The 21,564-nt window shown below is 50.5% G+C and carries 25 protein-coding genes and 1 pseudogene; 16 read left to right on the top strand and 10 right to left on the bottom strand.

The window, feature by feature from the left end:
- The first annotated feature begins 235 nt into the window (after positions 1–235).
- From AC5JLP_RS30430 to AC5JLP_RS30405, 6 genes are read left to right on the top strand one after another with little or no spacing between them, the layout of a single operon-like run.
- On the top strand, positions 236–859 hold the full coding sequence (locus tag AC5JLP_RS30430) for a (2Fe-2S)-binding protein (protein WP_496071607.1): 624 nt from the start codon (positions 236–238) through the stop codon (positions 857–859).
- A complete protein-coding gene (locus AC5JLP_RS30425) occupies positions 846–1,826 on the top strand; it encodes an FAD binding domain-containing protein (RefSeq protein WP_496071606.1) in 981 nt (326 codons plus the stop codon). Before AC5JLP_RS30430 ends, AC5JLP_RS30425 begins: the two co-directional genes overlap by 14 nt.
- Complete coding sequence (locus tag AC5JLP_RS30420; protein WP_496071605.1) at positions 1,823–4,039, top strand: xanthine dehydrogenase family protein molybdopterin-binding subunit; 2,217 nt, start codon at positions 1,823–1,825, stop codon at positions 4,037–4,039. Before AC5JLP_RS30425 ends, AC5JLP_RS30420 begins: the two co-directional genes overlap by 4 nt.
- An 11-nt stretch (positions 4,040–4,050) precedes the next feature.
- Positions 4,051–4,410 carry a hypothetical protein gene (locus AC5JLP_RS30415; protein WP_496071604.1) on the top strand — a complete coding sequence of 120 codons (360 nt, stop codon included), beginning with the start codon at positions 4,051–4,053 and terminating at the stop codon, positions 4,408–4,410.
- On the top strand, positions 4,346–5,374 hold the full coding sequence (locus tag AC5JLP_RS30410) for a Gfo/Idh/MocA family protein (RefSeq protein ID WP_496071603.1): 1,029 nt from the start codon (positions 4,346–4,348) through the stop codon (positions 5,372–5,374). Before AC5JLP_RS30415 ends, AC5JLP_RS30410 begins: the two co-directional genes overlap by 65 nt.
- Positions 5,375–5,382: 8 nt before the next feature.
- A complete protein-coding gene (locus tag AC5JLP_RS30405; RefSeq protein ID WP_496071602.1) occupies positions 5,383–5,664 on the top strand; it encodes a hypothetical protein in 282 nt (93 codons plus the stop codon).
- A 203-nt stretch (positions 5,665–5,867) separates the two neighbouring features.
- Here the strand turns inward: AC5JLP_RS30405 and AC5JLP_RS30400 are convergent, their stop codons facing one another.
- Both AC5JLP_RS30400 and AC5JLP_RS30395 read right to left on the bottom strand, forming a co-directional pair.
- Positions 5,868–6,557, bottom strand: a complete 690-nt coding sequence (locus AC5JLP_RS30400; RefSeq protein ID WP_496071601.1) for a manganese catalase family protein — start codon at positions 6,555–6,557, stop codon at positions 5,868–5,870.
- Between the two features lie 295 nt (positions 6,558–6,852).
- The gene (locus AC5JLP_RS30395; RefSeq protein ID WP_496071600.1) at positions 6,853–7,209 is read right to left on the bottom strand and encodes a hypothetical protein; all 357 of its coding nucleotides are present in this window, start codon (positions 7,207–7,209) and stop codon (positions 6,853–6,855) included.
- 135 nt (positions 7,210–7,344) lie between these two features.
- On the opposite strand from AC5JLP_RS30395, the gene AC5JLP_RS30390 reads away from it, so the two are divergent.
- Positions 7,345–7,491, top strand: a complete 147-nt coding sequence (locus tag AC5JLP_RS30390; protein WP_496071599.1) for a hypothetical protein — start codon at positions 7,345–7,347, stop codon at positions 7,489–7,491.
- Between the two features lie 357 nt (positions 7,492–7,848).
- Complete coding sequence (locus tag AC5JLP_RS30385; protein ID WP_496071598.1) at positions 7,849–8,868, top strand: T6SS phospholipase effector Tle1-like catalytic domain-containing protein; 1,020 nt, start codon at positions 7,849–7,851, stop codon at positions 8,866–8,868.
- 45 nt (positions 8,869–8,913) lie between these two features.
- Here AC5JLP_RS30385 and AC5JLP_RS30380 read toward each other — a convergent pair whose 3' ends face one another.
- From AC5JLP_RS30380 to AC5JLP_RS30370, 3 genes are all read right to left on the bottom strand, one after another.
- Positions 8,914–9,165: a hypothetical protein gene (locus tag AC5JLP_RS30380; RefSeq protein WP_496071597.1), complete on the bottom strand. Its 252-nt coding sequence runs from the start codon at positions 9,163–9,165 to the stop codon at positions 8,914–8,916.
- 46 nt (positions 9,166–9,211) lie between these two features.
- Positions 9,212–9,430 carry a hypothetical protein gene (locus tag AC5JLP_RS30375; protein ID WP_496071596.1) on the bottom strand — a complete coding sequence of 73 codons (219 nt, stop codon included), beginning with the start codon at positions 9,428–9,430 and terminating at the stop codon, positions 9,212–9,214.
- A 179-nt stretch (positions 9,431–9,609) separates the two neighbouring features.
- Positions 9,610–10,074, bottom strand: a complete 465-nt coding sequence (locus AC5JLP_RS30370) for a YbhB/YbcL family Raf kinase inhibitor-like protein (protein WP_496071595.1) — start codon at positions 10,072–10,074, stop codon at positions 9,610–9,612.
- Positions 10,075–10,439: 365 nt separating this feature from the next.
- On the opposite strand from AC5JLP_RS30370, the pseudogene AC5JLP_RS30365 reads away from it, so the two are divergent.
- From AC5JLP_RS30365 to AC5JLP_RS30340, 6 genes and pseudogenes are all read left to right on the top strand, one after another.
- Positions 10,440–10,613: pseudogene (locus tag AC5JLP_RS30365) on the top strand (XdhC family protein); the annotation flags it as partial.
- Positions 10,614–10,643: 30 nt separating this feature from the next.
- Complete coding sequence (locus AC5JLP_RS30360) at positions 10,644–11,291, top strand: nucleotidyltransferase family protein (RefSeq protein ID WP_496071594.1); 648 nt, start codon at positions 10,644–10,646, stop codon at positions 11,289–11,291.
- 180 nt (positions 11,292–11,471) lie between these two features.
- Positions 11,472–12,323: a helix-turn-helix domain-containing protein gene (locus AC5JLP_RS30355; protein ID WP_496071593.1), complete on the top strand. Its 852-nt coding sequence runs from the start codon at positions 11,472–11,474 to the stop codon at positions 12,321–12,323.
- A 314-nt stretch (positions 12,324–12,637) separates the two neighbouring features.
- Positions 12,638–13,102, top strand: coding sequence for a hypothetical protein (locus AC5JLP_RS30350; protein ID WP_496071592.1), 465 nt, complete (start codon positions 12,638–12,640; stop codon positions 13,100–13,102).
- Between the two features lie 102 nt (positions 13,103–13,204).
- Positions 13,205–13,678 (top strand): NADPH-dependent F420 reductase, encoded by a 474-nt coding sequence (locus AC5JLP_RS30345; RefSeq protein WP_496071591.1) that lies wholly within the window; start codon positions 13,205–13,207, stop codon positions 13,676–13,678.
- A gap of 885 nt (positions 13,679–14,563) precedes the next feature.
- Complete coding sequence (locus AC5JLP_RS30340; protein ID WP_496071590.1) at positions 14,564–15,814, top strand: glycosyltransferase; 1,251 nt, start codon at positions 14,564–14,566, stop codon at positions 15,812–15,814.
- 356 nt (positions 15,815–16,170) lie between these two features.
- Here AC5JLP_RS30340 and AC5JLP_RS30335 read toward each other — a convergent pair whose 3' ends face one another.
- From AC5JLP_RS30335 to AC5JLP_RS30320, 4 genes are all read right to left on the bottom strand, one after another.
- Positions 16,171–16,767 (bottom strand): class I SAM-dependent DNA methyltransferase, encoded by a 597-nt coding sequence (locus AC5JLP_RS30335; protein WP_496071589.1) that lies wholly within the window; start codon positions 16,765–16,767, stop codon positions 16,171–16,173.
- Positions 16,767–17,519, bottom strand: a complete 753-nt coding sequence (locus AC5JLP_RS30330; protein ID WP_496071588.1) for a PIG-L deacetylase family protein — start codon at positions 17,517–17,519, stop codon at positions 16,767–16,769. The genes AC5JLP_RS30335 and AC5JLP_RS30330 overlap by 1 nt, the downstream gene beginning before the upstream one ends.
- The gene (locus AC5JLP_RS30325; RefSeq protein ID WP_496071587.1) at positions 17,500–18,726 is read right to left on the bottom strand and encodes an acyl-CoA dehydrogenase family protein; all 1,227 of its coding nucleotides are present in this window, start codon (positions 18,724–18,726) and stop codon (positions 17,500–17,502) included. The genes AC5JLP_RS30330 and AC5JLP_RS30325 overlap by 20 nt, the downstream gene beginning before the upstream one ends.
- 193 nt (positions 18,727–18,919) lie before the next feature.
- Positions 18,920–19,177, bottom strand: coding sequence for a hypothetical protein (locus AC5JLP_RS30320; RefSeq protein ID WP_496071586.1), 258 nt, complete (start codon positions 19,175–19,177; stop codon positions 18,920–18,922).
- Between the two features lie 291 nt (positions 19,178–19,468).
- Here AC5JLP_RS30320 and AC5JLP_RS30315 point away from each other — a divergent pair, with 291 nt between their 5' ends.
- Both AC5JLP_RS30315 and msrB read left to right on the top strand, forming a co-directional pair.
- Positions 19,469–19,975, top strand: coding sequence for an SDR family NAD(P)-dependent oxidoreductase (locus AC5JLP_RS30315; protein ID WP_496071585.1), 507 nt, complete (start codon positions 19,469–19,471; stop codon positions 19,973–19,975).
- A gap of 372 nt (positions 19,976–20,347) precedes the next feature.
- Complete coding sequence (gene msrB / locus AC5JLP_RS30310; RefSeq protein ID WP_496071584.1) at positions 20,348–20,779, top strand: peptide-methionine (R)-S-oxide reductase MsrB; 432 nt, start codon at positions 20,348–20,350, stop codon at positions 20,777–20,779.
- A gap of 8 nt (positions 20,780–20,787) precedes the next feature.
- Here msrB and AC5JLP_RS30305 read toward each other — a convergent pair whose 3' ends face one another.
- A complete protein-coding gene (locus tag AC5JLP_RS30305; protein ID WP_496071583.1) occupies positions 20,788–20,925 on the bottom strand; it encodes a hypothetical protein in 138 nt (45 codons plus the stop codon).
- Positions 20,926–21,564: the final 639 nt, after the last annotated feature.

The following is a 21,564-nucleotide window of genomic DNA, read 5'->3' as shown; positions in this document are numbered from 1 at the left end:
GTAGAACGCAGCTTCTTCCAGCTTAATTTGCTCTCGTTGAGGTAACAAAAGAGGGCTGATACCGATTTAAAGAATGACGGCTACAGATCAATCGGTGGGTAGGGGCAAGGCATTGCCTTGCCCCTACAGGATGTGTCGCATTTTCAATTCAAATTGGTATAACTTCAGTCAGCAGATAGATTTCTTACTGCAACAGCTTCTCTAGCATTTGGGCAACAAACTTAAGTATGGGCTTATGAGGCTGAGGTTTAGACGGCGACGGTTGGGGCATTTTGCGATCGCGGGTACCGTTGGGGCAGTGCTAGAAGGGTTTGCAAAGCAGGCTATGGCTCAGTTAGCCCCTCAAACCACTTCAAAACCTGATCCTGCTGACCCTAACAGCTATGCGGATGTCAAGCTGCGGATTAATGGCAAAGAGCAGGCGCTTAAAATTGAACCCCGCGTAACGCTGCTGGATGCCCTACGAGAGCGGCTTGACCTGACCGGAACGAAAAAGGGCTGTGATCATGGGCAGTGCGGTGCCTGTACGGTGCTGGTGAATGGGCGACGGATCAACTCCTGCCTAACCTTTGCCATCATGCACAGGGGTGCAGAAATTATCACGATCGAGGGTCTGGCACAGGGGGAGACGCTACACCCGATGCAGGCAGCGTTTGTGGCTCACGATGCGTTTCAGTGCGGTTATTGCACACCGGGGCAGATTTGTTCAGCGGTGGGATTGGTCAATGAAGGGCACGCCCATTCAGATGCCGACATTCGGGAACTGATGAGCGGCAATATCTGCCGCTGCGGGGCGTATCCCAATATTGTGACGGCGGTTCGGGATGTCTTAGAGGGCAAGAAAGATGCAGCCGTTTAGCTATCAGCAGGTTGAGCAAGCCGACAACGCGATCGCGTCCGCTCGTTCAGACCAATCAATGTATTTAGCTGGAGGAACCAGCCTGATTGATTTGATGAAGCTGAATGTCCAGACACCCCAGCAGTTAGTAGACATTAATGCGCTGCCGCTGGCTCAGGTGGAACGGCAGAGCAACGGTGTCCGGATTGGGGCAATGGCACGCAATAGTGATGTTGCTTACGATGCCATCATTCGCCAACAGTATCCCGTGCTGTCCGAAGCGCTGCTCTCAGGGGCATCGCCACAGTTGAGAAACATGGCGACGATCGGTGGGAATTTACTTCAGCGCACCCGCTGTTACTACTTCCGCGATCCGGCGTTTCCTTGCAACAAGCGGGTTCCCGGCTCTGGCTGTCCAGCGATCGAGGGCTACAACCGCATTCACGCGATTCTTGGCGGTAGCGACCACTGTATTGCCACCCATCCCTCCGATATGGCAGTAGCGATGATGGCGCTGGATGCTGTGGTGCAAACGCAGGGACCAAAGGGAGCACGCAGCATTCCGATCGCCGATTTCCATCTCGTACCCGGTAATACACCAGAGCGAGAGACGTTGCTAGAACACGGAGAGTTGATTGTGGCAGTGGATTTACCGGCATCTCCCTTCGCAACTCGCTCACACTATCTGAAGGTACGCGATCGGGCCTCTTACGCCTTTGCCATGTCATCCGTAGCGACAGCGCTAGAACTACAAGATGGCGTGGTGCGATCGGCGCGGATAGCCTTGGGTGGAGTCGGTACGAAGCCGTGGCGCGCCTACGAGGCGGAAAAAGCGCTAATGAATCAACCCTTGAATCAGAGCACCCTGCAAGCGGCGGCAAAGGCGGCAGTACAGGGCGCGAAGCCCCAGCAATACAACGGCTTCAAGGTGGAACTAACCAAACGGACTGTGATGCAGGCATTGACAACGGTAGGAGGCATGGCATGAATTCAAGTGAGATGAAAGGCGTGGTGGGCAAACCGCTCAACCGCGTGGATGGACATGCAAAAGTGACGGGCACTGCCCGCTACGCGGCAGAGTTTCCGGTTGCCAAGCTAGTGCATGGCGTGACCATTCAAAGCACGATCGCCAGCGGCAAAATCGCCCAGATTGATACCCGTGCTGCCGAACGAGTGCCAGGAGTGCTGCTGGTGATGACGCATCTCAACGCTCCCAAGGTGTCTGGTGAGGCGGGCGGCGAACGCAAACTGCCGCTGCTACAAGACAATCAGGTGCGCTACAGCGGGCAGCACCTTGGGGTGGTGGTTGCCGATACCTTTGAACACGCGATGCAGGCGGCAGCAATGGTCAACATCCGCTACGACGAGGCCGAGCCAGTGCTGCACCTGAAGGACAATCTCGACAAGGCGTATGTCCCTCAGGGAAAAATTCCCCGCAACGAGCCACCCGATTCGGCTCACGGTAGCATCGAGCAGGGATTGGCGGCTGCCGCCGTCAAAGTGGAGCAAACCTACACCACACCCATCGAGAATCACAATCCGATGGAACCTCACGCCACCACAGCGGTGTGGCAGGGCGATCGGCTACTGCTGTATAACGCCACGCAGGGGGTATTTGGCGACAAGAAAAAGGTGGCGGCAGTGTTGGGAATGCCACCGGAAAACGTCCGCACCATGTCTTACTTTGTCGGCGGTGGCTTTGGCTGCAAGGGTTCGACTTGGGCACACGTGGTGCTGGCGGCGATGGCAGCACGGCAGGTCAACCGTCCGGTGAAGCTGGTGCTGGGGCGAATCCAGATGTTTGGTCCGGTCGGCTTTCGACCCGAAACAATGCAGCAGGTGAGTTTAGGTGCCACCCGCGACGGCAAATTGACGGCGCTGCGGCATGCGGGAACCTCGATCACGTCCACCTTTGATGAATTCATTGAACCCGTCGCTAAGACGGCCCGTATGATTTATGCCTGCCCCAACATCGAAACCAGTCACCGCTTGGTGCAGTTGAATGTGGGCACGCCGACCTTCATGCGGGCACCCGGCGAGGCATCCGGGTCGTTTGCGCTAGAATCGGCAATGGACGAACTGGCGTATGCGCTCAAGATCGACCCGATCGAGCTGCGCCTGCGGAACTACGCTGAGGCCGATCCCGACAAGAATTTGCCCTGGTCTAGCAAATCGCTGCGGGAATGCTACCAGCAGGGAGCAGCGCGATTTGGCTGGCAGAAGCGCAATCCCACGCCGCGATCGATGCGCGATGGCGATACGTTAATCGGTTGGGGCATGGCGACGGCAACCTATCCTACCAATCGCTCTCCCGCCTCGGCGATCGCCCAGATCAAAGCAGACGGAACGGCGATCGTCCGCAGTGGTTCTCAAGACATTGGCACGGGCACCTATACCGTCATGACTCAGATCGCTGCCGACGCGCTGGGGATGCCTGCCGAGAAAATCCAGTTTGAACTGGGCGATACCAATCTGCCGGAAACTCCGGTGTCGGGCGGTTCCCAAACAGCGGCTAGCGTCGGTTCAGCCGTGCAGTTAGCTGGAGTGGCAGCCCGCAATAAGCTGCTGCAACTGGCTCTGGCGGATCAGGCGTCCCCACTATATGGTGCTGCTGCCGAGGACGTAATTGCCCAGAACGGCAGCTTCTTGCTCAAAAACAAAGCGGCGACCGAAACCTACGGCGCGATTTTGTCCCGCCACGGACTGAAAACGATCGAAGCGCGGGCAGATGCCAAACCGGGTGAGGAAAAAGAAAAGTACTCGATGCACTCATTTGGGGCGCAGTTCGCTGAGGTGCGGGTGAATCTCAACTCTGGAGAAGTGCGCGTATCTCGCTGGGTAGGAGCCTTTGGAGTTGGTCGCCTGCTCAATGCCAAAACTGCCAACAGTCAATTGATTGGTGGGATTGTCTATGGCATTGGCATGGCGCTGATGGAGCATACCGTCATGGACCCGAATCGGGGGCGGGTAGTGAATGCGGATTTGGCGGAGTATCACGTCCCGGTTAATGCCGATGTGCCGAACATTGATGTGATCTTCGTGGATGAACACGACCCCCACGTGAATCAGATCGGCGTCAAAGGGATCGGCGAAATTGGTATCACTGGCACGGCAGCGGCGATCGCCAATGCGGTTTACCACGCAACGGGGCAGCGCGTTCGTGATTTGCCGATTACGCTCGACAAGCTTCTATTCACTTAAAGGAATCACTCATGTCCGAATCGCCCAAAGGGTTTTCGCGGCGTCAAATTCTGGCTACAGGTGGACTGGGCGGATTAGGAGCGCTTTCAGCCGCCGCCCTCACCAGCAGCGATCAGCCTGCAGTGGCGCAGCAGCCCACTCAACCCGCCACGCCGCGCGGTGGCTCGTTGCCGCCGCAAATTCAGTTGCCCCCCATCTCTGCCCAAACCGAGGTTGAAACGGGTGGGCCATCAACCGCGCTGCCAACCGAGCGTCGTCTGGGCTTCGCGATCGATCGGTCTAGGGCACTTGACCCTGGAAGAAATCATGCCTGCGTTTGCCGACTGCAAACTGGCAAAGCCGACTGCCCTAGTCAGCGGAGACAGCGCTAAAGCCAACCAGGTGGCACAGCAGTACGGCATCAAACCGCAGAACGTTTACAGCTATCAGACCTACGACAATCTCCGCAACAACCCCGACGTGGATGTCATCTACATCGTGCTGCCCAACAGCATGCACTTGGAATATACGGTGCGGGGTGCCAAAGCCGGAAAGCATATTTTGTGCGAAAAGCCAATGGCGACCTCGGTGGCCGACGCTCAAAAGATGATCGACGCCTGCAAACAAGCCGATCGCAAGCTGATGATTGCCTACCGCAGCCAGTATGAGCCGCACCATCGCGCCATGATTCAGATGGTTCGCAGCAAAGAGTTGGGAACCATCAAAGTGATTCAGGCGGATAACGGGCAAAACCAGGGCGGCGACTTAAATCAGTGGCGCTTGGAGCGGGCGTTAGCGGGGGGTGGCTCACTGCCAGATGTCGGGATTTACTGCCTGAACGCGGCTCGCTATCTGACCGGAGAAGAACCGATCGCGATTAGCGCCCAAACCTTTACCACTCCCAACGATCCACGCTTCAAAGAGGTGGAAGAAAGCGTCACCTTCCAACTGCGGTTTCCCAGCGGCGTGTTGGCAATTTGCTCGACCAGCTATGGGTTCCACGAAGCGCGGCGCTACCGCATATTCGGCTCAGATGGTTGGGCACAGCTTGATCCAGGCTTTGCCTATCACGGTTTACGGATGATGATGTCGCGCAAGTCGCCCACCAACAGCATGGCGGAAAATATCACAGAAGTACGGCTGCCTGAGAAGAATCAGTTTGCCCTGGAAATCGATCACATGGCAGACTGTGTGATGCAGAATAAGCAGCCACACACGCCCGGTGAAGAAGGCTTGCAGGATCAAAAACTGATGGCGCTGATTTACCAGGCGGCAGAAACTGACAAAACCATCACTTTGCCGCCCGTCACCGGACTGGATACCACACGCGGTCCTGCTCCTCGAATGCTGAAATAGGCGTGTCTATGCTGACCCTTGTGCCGCAGGAGATGGAAGAACCTGCTCCCTACCCGTTGTTGACCAGCATCGTCGCACCCCGCCCGATCGCCTGGGTTTCCACAATCAGTACGACTAGCGTTCCTAACTTGGCTCCCTATTCCTTCTTCAATGCAGTGGCGGGCTTTCCACCACCGCTCAGAACTGGGATTGGTGAATACGGTGCGGATGCAGCCGAGTACTTGCTTGGACGGTCAGTCGAGTACACGAAGATTGGCGATCGGTTTGAAATGAGAACCTCTAAGGTTTAGCCTCAGCTATAGCAGTCCTAAATCAGTACTGAGACAATATTTAAATCCTATTGTTGCGAATATCCACGGTTTAGTTTGAACACTGATGATCGCTACCACTTTGCAATTAACCTTTCTCGCCCCGTAGGCTAGCGAGAGAAGCCAACCTACGGGTAGAAGTTTTGCACACACTCAATCAAGAATCTACAACCCTATTGAGATCGTTATGATTGCTGCTTGAGAGGATCTGCAATGTAGCGGAAGTTTGGTTCAGAATTCCAGGGACCACGCTCATCAGCTTTACCGTTGGAAGACAGGTTGTAATAGATGTCAACGGTTTCATCTGGTTGAATGTTGCCAAAGAATGGCTCATCCAGTTTGCCTAGCGAGTTCAGTGCTTCCATGAACATTTTCGTGTGGGAGATCTCACGGGTGAGAAGATGCACCAATGTCTCTTTGCTGCCCTCGTCAGGACACAGCTTGATCAATGCTTCGTAGGTCTGACGTGCCCCCGCTTCAGCCGCAATGTCTGCTCTCAGATCCCGAACTACATCACCGCCTTCGTTCAAGTATGCGGCTGTCCAAGCACTTCCCTGGCTATCCAAGAAATGTGGTCCCATACCCCGCACAGCAAACAAAGTACTTTGGAAAGCATCTGTTTGATCAACGTTTTTCGTATGAGCTTCGATCATTCTACCCACCATTTCCAAATGACCAAATTCCTCAATGGCGATGTCTTGCAGCATGTCTTTAATACCGGAGTCTTCAACGTGAAAAGACTGCACCCAATACTGCAGTGCAGCTGAAAGTTCCCCGGTTGCTCCGCCAAATTGTTCTAGCAAAAGTTGAGCAAAACGCGGGTGCACCTCGTTGACGTTGACGACATGAATCGGTTCTTTTTTGTGAAAAAACATGTGTATCTCTCCGATTGAAATCTTGGCTATCAATAGCCTTGATAGTAGAACTACTAACGAGGCTCTACCTGCCTCAAAAGAGGGAGTTGCGGGAGACATTCACTGTTCAAAAAGCAATGCAACCCTTGCTTAACTTAAAGAGTTTCATTAAAAATTTTCATTCACACGCCCAAATAATCGAGTCGATATTTCTCTGCTCGATCGCCCCCTTGAATGCTTGAGTTGGGTCGAAGGTAGTGTCAAAAACGCTCCGTGAACTTTATCTCCACTCAACGGATTACCGTACTATGGGTTTTCAGCCCCCATAAATTGAAGCCTTCCCCTTGTCGCAATGGAGTGTAAGGCGATTCGATCGAGTATATGAAGATTGGCGATCGGTTTGAGATGAAAGCCCCCAAGGTTTAACATCACCGTTTTTGGTCATACGACATAACTTGGTGAGACGCCAGAAACCGCTAAAGTGTCTTCCTAGCAATCTCATCCCCACTTCACTCTGAATAAAACAAATTGTTCCGCTATATTCCAACTGAAAATTCAGCATCATAACTTTTTGCATAATAAATTTCCTTTTGTTGGAATTCAATTTCATCATCATGGCTACTTGACCAGTGGGAAAAACTTCATCAAGAGCTTGAAGATGCTGTGTTGGCAAAAAGATTAGATTAACTCACGCTGTTTAAATTAAGAAATTATCATATTGGTTTTCATTTAAGCGCTCATCAAGAAAGAAACTGCGGCATAAAATTTATTGTACAGAGTATTTCTATAGATCTACCTGTTTAGGGTGATGAACGCATCTCTTGCTGTGGATTCACCCCAGCACCATCAGTACGATCGTCCGCTTATTTCCCCGACCCCTAACAGGTCTTACGGCTGTTATAGCAGTTTGGCGATCGTGATTGACAGTCCACGAGTGCGTTTACCTGTAGCCTGATAAGCTTAACGCTCGTAAACTTCCACCAGACTTGCCTGTTCGATGATGTGGATAGCGATCGCTCTTGCAGGAGCCGCGATCGTCAGGTGCAGGAGCCGCGATCGCCTTTGCAGACACTTATACAGCGCGAAAATTCTCCAACTTCGTCAGGTAACGACTAGAGGGTTGCAGAAGGGCATACTGTCAAAGGAGTCGTTGATGTCATTTGATCGAGCCGCAGCGACAACCTGGAACCAGGCTAAATTTTGTTGTAGACCCTAAGCAGCTTCATTTGAACTGATTTTAACGCTGACAAGCTAATACCTACTGAAAGCCTCGACTGTCCCGACTCAATGCCTGCCAAGGAGAACTTAAACCATGAAACGTCTTGTCATTTGCTGCGACGGCACCTGGAATAATTTAGCCGCTTCCTGCCCTACAAACGTGGTCAAGATTGCCCAGGCAGTAGAGCCAGTCGCCAGTGACGGCACCCCTCAACTGATTTTCTACGAAGAAGGATTGGGAACTCAGTGGTATGACAAACTGCCGGGAGGCGCATTTGGCTGGGGGATTGATGCCAATATCAAAAATGCTTACCGATTCCTGTCCCTCAACTATGAATCAGGCGATGAAATTTATCTGTTTGGCTTCAGCCGAGGCGCTTACACCGTGAGGAGTCTAGGCGGTCTGATCCATTGTTCTGGTTTATTATCCCGATTCAACATTTGCCATGCTGATACAGCTTACGAAATCTACCGCATTTCTGATGACGATCAGCGCCATCAAGCGGCAGATGAGTTCTTGCGCCAAAGAGAGAGCCAAAGGGTGCCAATCACGCTGTTAGGGTGTTGGGATACAGTGGGAGCCTTGGGAATTCCCGATCTGCTTCCCTTTTCCCCGTTAAATCAGGCGATCAATGCCAGATATCAATTTCATAACGTCAAACTGAGTCCGCTGATTCAGAAAGCCCTACACGCGATCGCGATCGATGAACACCGCAAAACCTTCGATGTTAGCCCAATGGAGAAACGTGAAGATTCAGTCTCCCAGGAACTGAGTCAAGTTTGGTTCCCTGGTGGGCACGGCTGCGTTGGCGGTGGCACAACGGCGAATCGGGGGCTATCAGACGGAGCACTCAAATGGATGATCGATGAGGTCAATCGAATTGGACTCAAGCTGGAATTCAACCTGACCCGGATCGAGGAGAACATTAATCCAATCAGCGATTTTAATAACGATCCAGGCTTTTACCGACTAGCTGGAACGATTCACCGCACGATTGCTTCAGAGGCTCAACTGCATGAAAGTGTGCAACAACGCTGGTGCGCTCGCCCTGATTACCGCCCAAAGAATCTTGCCGCTCATCGCAAGGATCTAGATATCTCTTGTCATCGGTAGCGATCACCCACCTGTAAACTGTCCCGATAGCCGGACTTATGGCGATCACAGCAGCTTATTGATCGTGATTGGCAGGTCATGAATGCGTTTACCTGTCCCGTGATAAACGGCATTGGCGATCGCAGCAGCGGCTCCAACCGTTCCGATCTCACCAATTCCTTTGGTGCCAATGCGATTAACCTGCGTGTCTGTTTCCTCGACAAAAAAGGCAGCGATCGGGAAAATATCAGCGATCGGAGGCACCAGGTATTCTGCCAGGTCCGAGTTCACCACGCGACCCAGGTTCGAATCGACCATGCTCTGCTCTAGCAGCGCCATATCGATGCCCCAATAATGCCGCCAATTAATTGGCTGTAAGCCGTGTCAACACTGCCAGCACACACGGAGCGGCCTCAGCAGCCTGAGTATCAATTGCTTGAATTTGCCCGTTGGCGATCATGCTGCCAATCAACACCGCATGTACCAAATCTGGAATCGGCGTCTCGGCAGAATAGCGTGCCCCGCCCGTGGCTTTAAGCGTTCCGTCTACGCGATCGAGCGATTCGCCAATGATTGGATTCATGCTTCACCTAGTAGACCAAATATTTCAAGCATTCGACGGTGCAGCAGTTGGCGGGGTGGCGGTTGCTGCGGATGGTTGCCGCTTGAAGATCTGTTCAGCATTGCGCTAGTAGATTTTTTCTCGCTGGTCAGCATCAATCTCAAGCCTGTCAATCACCGCGATCGTCTCACCTTCTCCATTTAACGCTCGTAAACCCCCACCAGCCGCGCCTGTTCGATGATGTGGTCGGCGATCGCGTCTAGCAGTTGCTCCCGATCCAATCCCGGCTTCAGGTCAAGCTCTGCATCCAAGGCATAAAGCCAGAAATAGTAATGGTGCGAGCCATGTCCCGGTGGCGGTGCGGGTCCGGTGTAGCCCGGCTTATTTTCGCTGTTCATGCCTTCGCTAAACTTGCCACCTTCTGCTTCTGCAATGCGATCGATGTTTGCTGGAATGCCATACAGCAGCCAGTGCGTAAATCCACACGGCAGCGGTGCATCCGGGTCATAGCAAATTAGCGCTAGCTGCTGCGTTCCGGCAGGTAGCCCACTCCAGGTTAACGGTGGTGAAACATTATCGCCTTCGCTGGTGTAGCGTTGCGGCATGCGATCGAGCGTTGTAAACGCCGGGCTGCTAATTCGCAAATCCTTGATGTTCAACCCCATTGCTGACCTCCTTTCGCTGCCTTAACTAGACGAGTGCGCTATCTCATCACCTAGATCGCATAGTGATTTCATTCTCGTCTTAAAACATCGACCAGGAGAGATAGGTGTGGAATGGTAGGACAGAACGGAGCTTGTAAAGGCTGCTACAGAGACACGATCGCACGCGACAACGATATTTCTGAGGAAAGACGCAATGAATTAGCTGATTCTTTAAGATCCGCTGTTAGAAGCGAATTGCTTTGGCTGCCCACTTTAGTCATGGTGGTTATTCAATAGCGTTATATCCTGATGGCATCAAATCAATTAAGAGCGTTGCTGCCCTCATTGGTAGTCTATATTAGCGTACTCGGACCCAAACGCAGCACCGAAAGCTCTTGCAGGATTTACAAACCGAAGGAATGGCTGACCGCAATACGGATCTAGAAAAACTCCATGCGTCGATCGGACTTGATATTGGTGCAGATACTCAAGAGGCAATCGCATTGGCGATCGTGGCAGAGATTCAAGCTGTTTTAGCCCAGCGAGTCGTGGGTTTCTGAAACATCGTTCCATACCAATTCATCAGTAAGATGCACTCAAGCACGTTGCCAGTCGGATTGATTTTGCTCGCTGCAGGAGCCTCAACTCGGATGGGATCTCCCAAACAACTGCTGCCCTATCGGGGACGTAGCTTGTTGCGCTACACGGCAGAAGTCGCATTGGCATCAAACTGTGAACCCATTGTGGTGGTGCTGGGTGCCAATAGCGATCGCATCCACCCGACGATTGCGAATCTTCCCGTACACATCGTTGAAAATAACCAATGGTCAGAAGGAATGGGCAGTTCGATTCGGGCTGGTGTCGAACAGATTACACGAATCAATCCGCATCTCGACGCAGTGGTTGTGATGTTATGTGATCAACCGTTAGTGACTGCTTCCAAGCTTAATCAATTGCTAGAGGCTTACCAGGTTAACCGGAGTCAGGTGATTGCTTCTGCTTATGCCAACACGCTCGGAGTCCCCGCTTTATTTAGTCGTGATCTATTTCCAGATTTGTTGAGTTTAACTGCAAATGTCGGTGCAAAGTATTTGATTCAGCAATATCGTGATCAGGTTTATGTGGTTCCCTTTCCTGAAGGCGCGATCGATCTAGACACGCCAGAAGACTACCAGCAAATGCGTATTGGGGTCGTTCCATTTAAGAAAGGACGCAGAAAAAAGCATCAGCGAGAATAGACTCAGTTTGTCGAGGAGGAAGGACGCTTCTAATGTGACGACATTGGGGGTCATATCACCATTCCTAGCAATTAAGTACTTCTTCAAGATCAAATTGTTTCAATGACTTTCAGGGGAAGTGTGTGAGAAGATAGCGATCGCTTCTAGGCAATTATCTTTTGTGCTAGTGATTGAACTCGTATGCAAGAATCATGGATTTCTGAGCGCCGTACCCTTCAACTGCCTGGCTTGACGGTTGATCGCCATGTTTCAAAACCGAATGAGCTTGACTTTCCCGGCTGTAACGATCATCTGCTTTGCCTTTTACTCAACGACGGCAATGAACAGAAAATGACTCGTATTGGTGAACAGACCTCTGAAAAAGCTCAGCTCAAGGGAGAATTCTGGATTTGCTCTGCTAAAACAGCGGGACTTTGGGCATGGAACAGCATCGATACATCCTTGATGTTTATGATTGAACCTGGTTTGCTCAAGCGAATCGCTGAAGAAGTCAGTGAAGTGGATTCAAATCGGGTTGAGTTGCTCAGTGCAATCGGTGTTCGCGATCCACGGATTGAAGCGATCGCTCACCTGTTTCAGGCAGAACTTGACGAGGGCGGCAGCGGTGGATCGCTTTACACCGAATCGCTGCTGCAAGTGTTAATCATTCACCTACTCAGACACTACTGTACGCTGCAACCCAAAACTCAGTCGCTTGTAGAAAGGTTGCCTGGTCAGCGGCTTCAGCTTGTGTTGGATTACATCCACAGCTATTTAGATCAACCAGTTCAACTAGCTGAGCTGGCAGCCGTTGCCGGTCTAAGCCAGTATCATTTCTGCCGACTATTCAAGCAGACAATCGGGGTTGCACCTTATCAGTATGTGCTGCAGCAACGCATGGAAAAAGCAAAAGAACTATTGCACCAGGGGAAATACACGATCGCAGAAGTTTCTCTGCTCGTGGGCTGTGCTGATCAAAGTCGCTTTACCAAACACTTTAAGCGGCATTTTGGCGTCACGCCAAGAGCGGTGCTCAACAAAAAGTTGCCCTAAAGCCCCAGAGCTTTAGTTGATGTTGCACGTTAGGGCGCGTCATCAATTAAGCTCCAAAAACCTTGAGTATCAGCCTTATCGCGCCCGTTTTAATAAACAAGGCTAGGGGCTGAAATCTTTGCTGTAAGTCATGTGTATGAGTAATTGATGACAGCCCCTAGAATACCGCGATCAATTCGCCTGATAGCAAGAATGGCCTCAATCCTTGCATCAATTCCGCAAAAAACGTCTAGCTTCCCATGCCACAACCAGGGTAACTTAGTAACGCTTCACTGCGTCTCCTAACGCTGATAGTTGAACCGAGATTTACTACTATGCATCAAGCCAAACTCGCCAAATGGTTACTGGTCGCCGCTGCCATTTCCACCCTGACGATACCGATCGGGGTTGATGCCGTTATCTTGGCGAACGGTCATATGAACAATCCTGCCTGGTTGCCTCATGCTAAACTTCACTGTGCCATGTCATTTTTTGCGGCGGCTTCGTTAGGCAGTGCTGCTTTAGCCATTTTGAAAGTGCGTCCAACCAGCGATCGCTTCTCAATGGGTCTGGCTGCTTTTCTTGGTTCCGCGTTCTGGATTGGGCTTATTGCCGCTGGTTTCTGGCCCGGAACATCCTACGGTTTTCTCAATGACCCGGTTTTAGGTAATGTGCGTGAACCTGAGATCGGAGGAATTCTCATTTATCCCAATGTTGTGGCAGCTACGATCACGATTGCGATTGCCGTTGCTGGCTACTGGTTAACTGGACAGGCAAAATCAATTGAGCGATCGCCCTAAGCAGACGCGCTCAAAGGGAAAACGGCCTGAAAATTGGCATCGTTGGTTCAGGCAACATGGGCGGTGGCATCGGCAAACTCTGGGCAAAAGCTGGACGCTAGGTTGTCTTATTCTTACTTACGCGATGAAGCCAAATTGCATGAACTGGCAACCGCAGCAGGAGCAACGACAAAAGCTGGAGCGATTCAAGATGCAGCAGCACAAGAGGTTATTTTACTGGCTGTTTGGCTGCCAGCATTACAAGAGGTCATGCACACAGTCAGTCCTTTGAATGAGAAAATCGTCATTACGTGTGTTGGTGGACTGCAACCAGATTTCACTGGGCAGACGATCGGCTTAGCGACGGACTTAAAAATTTCGGTCGCTGAAAACATTCAGCAACTTATCCCCAAGGCAAAAGTTGTGGAAGCATTCAATGCAACCTTTGCTGAGATTATTGCTTCGGACTCAAGGCAATTTGATTTTGAGCCTCCTAGCGTCTTTTACTGTGGGGATGACGCTGAGGCAAAACAAGTTGTCGCCAGTCTGGTTAAGGACTGTGGTTACGAGGCCGTGATGCAGGCAATCTTCTGGTAGCGCGTACTTTGGAAACGTTAGCAACGGCTTGTGTGCAGTTTGCTGTTTCAAGCCAACTGTTTCCAAATCTTGGGCTTAGATCTTTGCGGCGTTAAGCGGCAACAGAGCCAGGGTAGCCCTTAGCCTCTGCCGTTTAGCCCCAGCCTCGTGAGCTGATTCTCATTGGGGTAAGCTAGCCAAGCTGCAACGAAGTGCCACTCAGCCTCTAAGATGGCTATTCTATAAGGGTTTAGAAAAATCTTTGTAAGTTAACTGACATCTTGCACTACTGGCAACAACCACCCTGCAATCAATTGCGAGCCAATAGGGTAAGTCCACTGAAGTGGACTAAAAGCCATCTAGGTAACTTGTCAGTCCACTACCCGTTGGGAAGGCAAAGCCTACAGTGGACTTCATACCATTAGCCCGAACTTTTAGTTCAGGGCGGGTCAATGCGATCGCCGAGAAGTTTGAAAGATGCCTTCTTAAGAATGGTGCACGATCTAAGCTAACTCAAACTTGTCGAAAAAGAACCATTTACGGGCAAGGTTTCCAGGATACTTGCGCTGACTTGCCTTTGTTCAGGGTACCTAAAGTTCAATCTCATCGCCGCACTTCTGCTGCCCTTAGCAGAGGCACAAGCCTAATTGAGAGATTGGGAAAAGCTATACGTTGCTCTGCTTCTTGCTTGCATTGCACGGAGATGTCAAGCAACGTAAGCCAATCACAGAAGTATTTTTAGGCTGAACGTTGTTTTTGTCCAATTGCTACGAGAACGCCAAACTCCATCAAGCGACAGATTCGTCTTTTGGTGCAACCTTTCACAATTATCTTGTAGCAAGAATTCAAGAGCAAAATGATGTTGCTGATCGTGATCGCTCAGTGTTCAGAGGAGCAGTGGGCCCGATGACCAGTGCTTGCTTTAGGGTAACTGCTGATTTACCAACTTGGTCATCGCCGCCTGTTCCATTCCAGCCGCTCGTTCAATGTCCTCCTTCACCTCAGTGTGAGGTATGCGTCATTGTACCTGTGCGGAATGAAGCTGAGATGCTGGAAAGCACACTCGCCGCCTTAACGCATCAAGTGGATTTAGAGGGTCGTCCTTTCGACTCTAGTCGTTATGAAGTGATTTTGTTAGCAAATAACTGTAGCGATAATTCAGTTGAGATCGCTCATCATTTTGCCGCTCAACATCCCAATCTTGTGCTGCATATCGTTGAAGAGGAATTGCCTTCCTCAAAAGCGCATATTGGCTGGGTGCGAAAGCAGTTGATGGATGAAGCATGTCATCGCCTTAAGTTCCTTGGGTGTAACCGAGGTGTAATTGCATCCACCGATGGCGATACGCGGGTTGCTTCTAACTGGATTGCGGCAACGCAGCATGAAATAGCCTGCGGGGTTGATGCGGTGGGAGGGCGAATTATTACAGATCGTGGCGATCGGGCCACCCTTGAGCCTTACGCGAGAGCCTGCCATTTGCGAGAAGTTGGTTATCGTTTTTTAGTGGCTGAACTAGAAGCCTATCTTGACCCCGATTCATTTGATCGATTGCCTCGACACTTTCAACATTACGGTGCCAGTTTGGCAGTGACCGCAGAAATTTATGAGCAGGCAGGCGGAATGCCAGCGGTCAGAACTTCAGAGGATGTCGCGCTTTACTGTGCCTTGATGCGGGTTAACGCTCGCTTTCGTCACAGTCCACTGGTGCGCGTAGCCACTTCTGCTCGATCAATTGGACGGGCTCAAAGTGGATTGGCGGATCAATTAAGTAAATGGAATGACATGGGGCAACAGCAACAAGCATTTTTGGTGGAACCCGCAGGCGCGATCGCTACTCGTTTCCAAGCTCATCACGAATTAAGGCAACGCTGGTTAGATGGCTATCCACTCACGTTCAAGGAGATTGCGTTACTCGCTAACCGATTAGGAGTTGACGGTGATTGGTTAGTATATGAACTCACTCAACACGCTTCTTTGGAGGGGCTCTTTGAGGCGATCAAGCAGCAACAAAATCAAGAAGGAATCTGGCAACAACGATGGGTATCCGTCAGAATTGAGCAGGCAATTAGCGATTTGCGTCTGCTGCTGGAACCCTTCCGTTCTCAATCAGGCCAACTCCCTGCCATCACAAAAGCCTTATCGTTACCAACCACCTAAGCTGCCAATATTGTAGTTACTTCTTCATCTATTGCTGCCGATTGGTCTGTTTTCAGCAACCATCGCATCCGACTGATTACTCTAGGGCGCGTCATCAATTAAGCTCAGAAACCTTAAGGTATCGGCATAATTGTGCCCGTCCTAACGAACGAGACTAGAGGCTGAAATCTTTGCTGTAAGCCATGTGGATGAGTATTGATGACAGCCCCTAGATCACTTAGGGGTAAAATTGGACGTTTCTTGCAAGGACTCAATGATGGCACTCGTTAGTGCAAGGCGATCGCTCATCGACAGTTTGAAAACCTCTTCCTTTTCTTGCAAAAACAGAGTGATTACTAGGACATGGGGAAAGAGATTTAGCCTATACCAACTCGCTCAAATAGGTCGAGGCGGTACTTCTCTGCCCGATCGCTCCCCAAATGCTTCAACTGTGATGAGGGTAGTGCTAGAAATGCTTCGTGAACTTCATCACCGCTTAACGGATTATCGTAGTAATCATCGTATGGTGTCCAGTGAACTAACAGCAAATGCCCACCGGGTTCAAGATGGTCTAGCATCAAGCGTTGTGCCTTTTGAAGATCCTCCAGGCACCAATAATATCCAACTTCTGATAGCACTGTGAGATCAAACCATTCGTCTGGATAAGACTGTGGAACCTGCATCAATTGAAAGCGAATATTTGACAGTGCCTGACAGCGTGAAATCGCTTGCTGTTGAGCCATTTCTGACACCTCCACTGACAGCAGCGAGTCACATCGTTCGGCTAACATTTCAGTCAAGACACCGATCGATCCACCAATTTCAAAGGCAGAACGATAGCGAGACTTAGGTAATGCTGCCAATGTTGTGGCATATTTTTCTGCTTCATAATCACTCGTTTCAAACTTCCAGGGATCGGCATCTGCCGTGTAGAGTGAATCAAAGTATTCGGGTGTGAGGGATTGTTGTGACATTACCGTACCTCTTCTAAATACATTTCCCAGGGACGCACAAAGTTCGCCAACATCTCCGGTGTTAATTGAAACCCCTCCGGATCATCATCAATGAGATTGGTAGTTTGAGAACGATAGGCCGCGATCGCCCGCTGTTTTGTTTCCAGCAGAGCTTGAATATCCAGTCGCCATCCCACAATTTGCTCAATATTAGTAAAGTCTCCCTGCTGTTCCGGGTCCCAATCCCAGATGGGATATTCAATGATGCGAGGTGAGTAATTCAAAGCAATCAGGGTGGTGTGAATCAATTTCCAGGTTGCCCGATGATCGGGATGAGGATCAAAGCGCCAGGGCAAAAAGATGGTTTCTGGCATCCATGCTTCCAGGCAGGTACGACAACGTGCTATAGCCCCGCGAATGCCAGGTAATGTTGAGGTGGGAATTGAGCCGTCTAATAAACGCAAAAACGTAACTTCGTCTCCCACACCCAAAACAGACAAAGCCTCTCGTGTTTCTGCTTCTCGCAATGCTCTCAAACGTGAAGCCGGATACTTGAGCGATCGAGGATGAGATAAGGTTCCATCACTGATGACCAAGACATGTACGGGATAACCCAAAGTACGCAGGAGGGCGATCGCACCCCCACAGCCTAATGTTTCATCGTCGGGATGGGGTGCAACAACTAATGCAGAGCCAATGATGGAATTCACCGATCGCAGCGGTAACGCCGTTGGATCCAGTAAGGATGATGAGTCAGCGATCGGGGAATTCATTGCACCACAGTGAATGGGTAGGGTTGGGGTATGACAAGGCATACTGTCCAACGTTGGCAAGAGCGGCATCAAACACGGGCTGACGCAAATACAGGGTTAAATCTCGAATAATTCGCTCCATTGGATAAGGAGGCAACAAACCGCGAGTGCCCACTGACCGCTCACAGAGCTGCATCACATCCATGCAAATCTGCTCGATTGCCGTTCGCACCATATTGGCATAAGCTACCAGCTTGTCTGCCTGGTCATGCGCTTGATCAGGAGAACCGCCAAACATAGGAGCATACCCTTTCACCAATTCTGCTGCGCCGCGTAGCCAGAGATTGCCGCTTTCAAGGGCAATCGCCATGCGTCCCAATCGTTCTTGCTGGTAAGGGTCATCCGTGCGATTTAAGGCACGCAGGTAGTGTCGAGTGGCATCAAACAGCGCCTCAGCTCCGCCTAACTGCACAGCGGCAAAGCGAATTACCCCCGTGGTCAACCAGGGCTGTCGAAAATAATCACCCGGTTGTCCAATGAGTGAACTCGCATCCAACTCAACCCCACTAAAATTCACCTTAAAGCTGGCAGTCGCCCGCATCCCTAAAGGTTGCCACCAGGCAGGATCGCTAACCGTTGCCACCGCTTCCATCGGCACAATACACATCTGCCAAGGGCCATCTGCCAACGGTCCATTCACAAATGGACGATCGACAAAACCAGATCCAGAACAAAATGTTTTCGAACCCTCTAAACGGTATCTCCCATTGTCTAGAGGATACACCTTTACTCCGTCTTCTGCTTCAGCGTTCCAAACGCCAAATAGTTTGTGGCGATCGCGAACATCGATCGCATAAGTTTCAATCTGGTCTGGTGTGCCAAACGTTTGAATCAACTGCAACGCATTAACGTGTCCTTCATAGACGCGTCCAACGGCTAAATTCCCACACCCGATTTGCTTCAGCAGCAACAGCAGTTCATACGTCACTGCTGCATCAATGCCTAGTCCCAGCCCTCCCAACTCTGGCTGCAATGGTGCCGTTAACAGTCCCGCTTTGGCAATTAGCTCAAATTCTTTGACTGGAAAGGCTCCATTTTGGTCGATCACGCTGGCATTTGCAGCACAGAAATCAGCAATTTCAGCTCCACGAACAAGAACGTGTGCGACTGATAACTCGCTCAGTTCAGAGGTTAAACAAAGTGAAGGATGAACAGCAATGGGAGTCAACTTGTTTAATCTTTCTAAATAAATACTGATAAAGATAATGCACTGAGTCAATCAACAAAAACATCTACCCTGCGGCAAACTTTAGCTTAGTTTCTTTGCATAATCTGCTAGTCGAGTAGAACGCAGTTGACTACGTGTTCTAGAGACAAGGCTCTAGAGAGCTATAGCCAGGGTTGCTTCGAGGAATAGGTTGTTACGCCAACACGAAGGGAGATGGAATTTTCTCAAAGGGGGCACCCGTCGGTTGATCATCTTGATAGCTATAAGCCGCTTCGTTACCCACAAACGGCGTAAAAGTATCGATATAAGCGCTGTTATACTGCTCGGCTAAGGCTTGAATGATGGTGTTGAGAGACATTCCACCCGCCGCAAAAATCGGTGCCGCTGGACTAATTGGATCGGCAGGAAAGGAGTTGTAGTCGTGCAGCCCAAGGCGAACCTGGTGCTGCACTTGGCGCACCGTCTGCTTGCAGCGATGACGTTCATTATCTTACCTAAAAATTCTTTCGCCTCACTTATACATTTGTCTCTGTTTTTACATTCAGACTTAAAGTGAAACACGCCTTGAGACTTGTGACAGCCAAATCTCTTTCTTTCTAAAGATAGAAGAACGACCACTGCTCAAGTTTTTAGACTGTGAGCACTGCAGCTATTTTCGCTGTAACTTTTAGACTTGCTATAACCTTTGGTCTCAAAGGGGCGCCTCAGAGCATTCTCGTTGTTTGCCAAAGGAGGTTATGGAATGGATCTAGGTTTGAAGGGTAAAGTTGCTGTGGTCACGGGTGGCGACTCTGGCATTGGCAAGGCAACTGCCCAGTTGCTGGCGCAGGAGGGAGCAAACGTTGCCGTCATCGATAAAACCGCAGAGCCGCTGAAGCAGGCGGTTGAGGAGGTTAGCCAGTTTGAAGAAGCGTTGGCCGTTCAAGCTGACCTGACCAAACTGAAACAGGTCGAAGCTGCCAAGTGTCAGATCCTAGAGCACTTTGGCACCGTGCACATACTGGTGCATGCAGCGGGTATTATCGGCGCAACAGGCGATTTTCTAGAGCTGAGCGACGACGATTGGTACCAGACGATCGAAACCGACTTGATGGCAGCGGTGCGCACCTGTCGGGCGTTCATTCCCTCCATGCGTGAAGCAGGTTGGGGGCGAGGATTCTGCTCAGTTCTGAAGATGCGGTGCAACCCTACCCGGAGGAGTTACCCTACTGCGCTTGCAAGGCGGAATTACTCAATCTCGAATAAGTAGCTCAGCAGATTTTAATCAGCACATCAAACCTGCTTCAGTCTAGTGAGCGATGCTATTTTTGAGGGAGTATCGTTCTAGATCCCTTCAGTTTCTAGCGGTTGGAAAGGACTCAGTGAAAGCATCAAATGTTCTAAGGATCAACCATGACGTAAGTTGAGCCGCTGAACGCTTTTCACCTAGCAAAAGACTACCATCACAGTGTGCTGAACGACACATCACAATATTTACGTCACCGCTGTGGCACTGCCTAAAAGCAGCCGCTTCAAAAACGCTTGATTTAGACGGATCTAAGCGATACGACCATCAGGATACGCCTCTTAAACAGAGCAAGCACTCAACCAGTACCACTAGAAAGTCAGGATTTCAATCAGTATGGCACTCTCAAACAGCGAAAGCTCTAAAATCGTTAAATCGGAAGCAGAGTGGCGCAAAGTCCTCACACCAGAACAGTTCCGTGTGCTACGCGAACATGGAACCGAACGTGCTGGTACGAGTCCACTAAACAAAACCGATGACGAAGGCACCTATGTCTGCGCCGCCTGTGGCTTGCCTGTTTTTACATCAGACACGAAATTCAATAGCGGCACTGGTTGGCCGAGCTTTTTTACCCCAATTGAAGGAGCAGTGGATACGTCAATCGATCAATCTCTATCATCCACCCGCATCGAAGTGCATTGCCATCGCTGCGGTGGGCATCTAGGACATGTGTTTGATGATGGTCCTGCGCCAACGGGCAAACGCTACTGCATCAATGGCGTGGCCCTAAATTTTGCACCGGAAGAGGCTCCACAAGCAGGAACATAAGCTTGAACTCAAGAAGTAGCGGCGGCTCGCATCAACCGCATCCGCGTGACTTTTCGCACCCATCTAGCGCGACGCTGCTCGTCTGGAATGACTAGGCGTAGCGGCGCTTCATCGGTTGCTAGAGCGTTACATCGGACGATGAACAAACCTCTTGTCCAGTTACCGCTAGCGGATGCGGAACAGTCAGGCTCATCAAGAGCACGCTTATGAACAGGAGGAACCTATTGCTTGCGTTATGTCGCTTGCAATCAATCATGTTGTCTTTGCCTCCTTTTGGCGACGCTCGTGAAGTGATGATCAACGAAGTACCCAGAAAGCATCGATGCAATAACTGTCTAACCTGCCTCTACAAATTATAAAGACCTGGAGTGGTCGAGCAATATCCATTGAAGGTTTTGTGTGACGCTTTAATCACACAGCTTCATGATCTGGTTTTCTTAGGTCTATTGCCCGCGGGAGTGACACTAAACCCGAAGTTGATGTAAATTTGCAGACTGATCGCATCACTCCCGTTTCAATGCGTCAGGCACAACTGTAAGCAAGGGAAATAACCGATCGCAGCGAAAACTGTCAAGGGATGCTTTGCCCAACAAACCGTTTGGGATAGCGGACGTTCACCATGCTTGCATAAAGCACTGTATCTCGATAGACTACTTGTGGTTTAAGTTGCTGTCAATCTTAAAGGAAACAGGTAGCAACCAATGCTCTGAATGAACCGCAGTTGCTTGAGTAATTTAGAACTTACGCATTGACAGAAGTGGCAATGTCTGAAGTCAGACAACAGC

Source organism: Stenomitos rutilans, assembly GCF_059505485.1.
Note: the sequence above shows the minus strand (reverse complement) of the source record. Positions and strands in the feature narration are given on the sequence as shown.

Bases quoted from the DNA above. Each gene is read 5' to 3' on its own strand.
- AC5JLP_RS30355 (WP_496071593.1), top strand. From the start codon at position 11,472: ATGCAAGAATCATGGATTTCTGAGCGCCGTACCCTTCAACTGCCTGGC.
- AC5JLP_RS30400 (WP_496071601.1), bottom strand. From the start codon at position 6,557: ATGTTTTTTCACAAAAAAGAACCGATTCATGTCGTCAACGTCAACGAG.
- AC5JLP_RS30315 (WP_496071585.1), top strand. From the start codon at position 19,469: ATGGATCTAGGTTTGAAGGGTAAAGTTGCTGTGGTCACGGGTGGCGAC.
- AC5JLP_RS30390 (WP_496071599.1), top strand. From the start codon at position 7,345: ATGAACGCATCTCTTGCTGTGGATTCACCCCAGCACCATCAGTACGAT.
- msrB (WP_496071584.1), top strand. From the start codon at position 20,348: ATGGCACTCTCAAACAGCGAAAGCTCTAAAATCGTTAAATCGGAAGCA.
- AC5JLP_RS30415 (WP_496071604.1), top strand. From the start codon at position 4,051: ATGTCCGAATCGCCCAAAGGGTTTTCGCGGCGTCAAATTCTGGCTACA.
- AC5JLP_RS30385 (WP_496071598.1), top strand. From the start codon at position 7,849: ATGAAACGTCTTGTCATTTGCTGCGACGGCACCTGGAATAATTTAGCC.
- AC5JLP_RS30405 (WP_496071602.1), top strand. From the start codon at position 5,383: ATGCTGACCCTTGTGCCGCAGGAGATGGAAGAACCTGCTCCCTACCCG.
- AC5JLP_RS30430 (WP_496071607.1), top strand. From the start codon at position 236: ATGAGGCTGAGGTTTAGACGGCGACGGTTGGGGCATTTTGCGATCGCG.
- AC5JLP_RS30330 (WP_496071588.1), bottom strand. From the start codon at position 17,519: ATGAATTCCCCGATCGCTGACTCATCATCCTTACTGGATCCAACGGCG.
- AC5JLP_RS30420 (WP_496071605.1), top strand. From the start codon at position 1,823: ATGAATTCAAGTGAGATGAAAGGCGTGGTGGGCAAACCGCTCAACCGC.
- AC5JLP_RS30375 (WP_496071596.1), bottom strand. From the start codon at position 9,430: ATGAATCCAATCATTGGCGAATCGCTCGATCGCGTAGACGGAACGCTT.
- AC5JLP_RS30410 (WP_496071603.1), top strand. From the start codon at position 4,346: ATGCCTGCGTTTGCCGACTGCAAACTGGCAAAGCCGACTGCCCTAGTC.
- AC5JLP_RS30370 (WP_496071595.1), bottom strand. From the start codon at position 10,074: ATGGGGTTGAACATCAAGGATTTGCGAATTAGCAGCCCGGCGTTTACA.
- AC5JLP_RS30350 (WP_496071592.1), top strand. From the start codon at position 12,638: ATGCATCAAGCCAAACTCGCCAAATGGTTACTGGTCGCCGCTGCCATT.
- AC5JLP_RS30360 (WP_496071594.1), top strand. From the start codon at position 10,644: ATGCACTCAAGCACGTTGCCAGTCGGATTGATTTTGCTCGCTGCAGGA.
- AC5JLP_RS30380 (WP_496071597.1), bottom strand. From the start codon at position 9,165: ATGGTCGATTCGAACCTGGGTCGCGTGGTGAACTCGGACCTGGCAGAA.
- AC5JLP_RS30425 (WP_496071606.1), top strand. From the start codon at position 846: ATGCAGCCGTTTAGCTATCAGCAGGTTGAGCAAGCCGACAACGCGATC.
- AC5JLP_RS30340 (WP_496071590.1), top strand. From the start codon at position 14,564: ATGACCAGTGCTTGCTTTAGGGTAACTGCTGATTTACCAACTTGGTCA.
- AC5JLP_RS30335 (WP_496071589.1), bottom strand. From the start codon at position 16,767: ATGTCACAACAATCCCTCACACCCGAATACTTTGATTCACTCTACACG.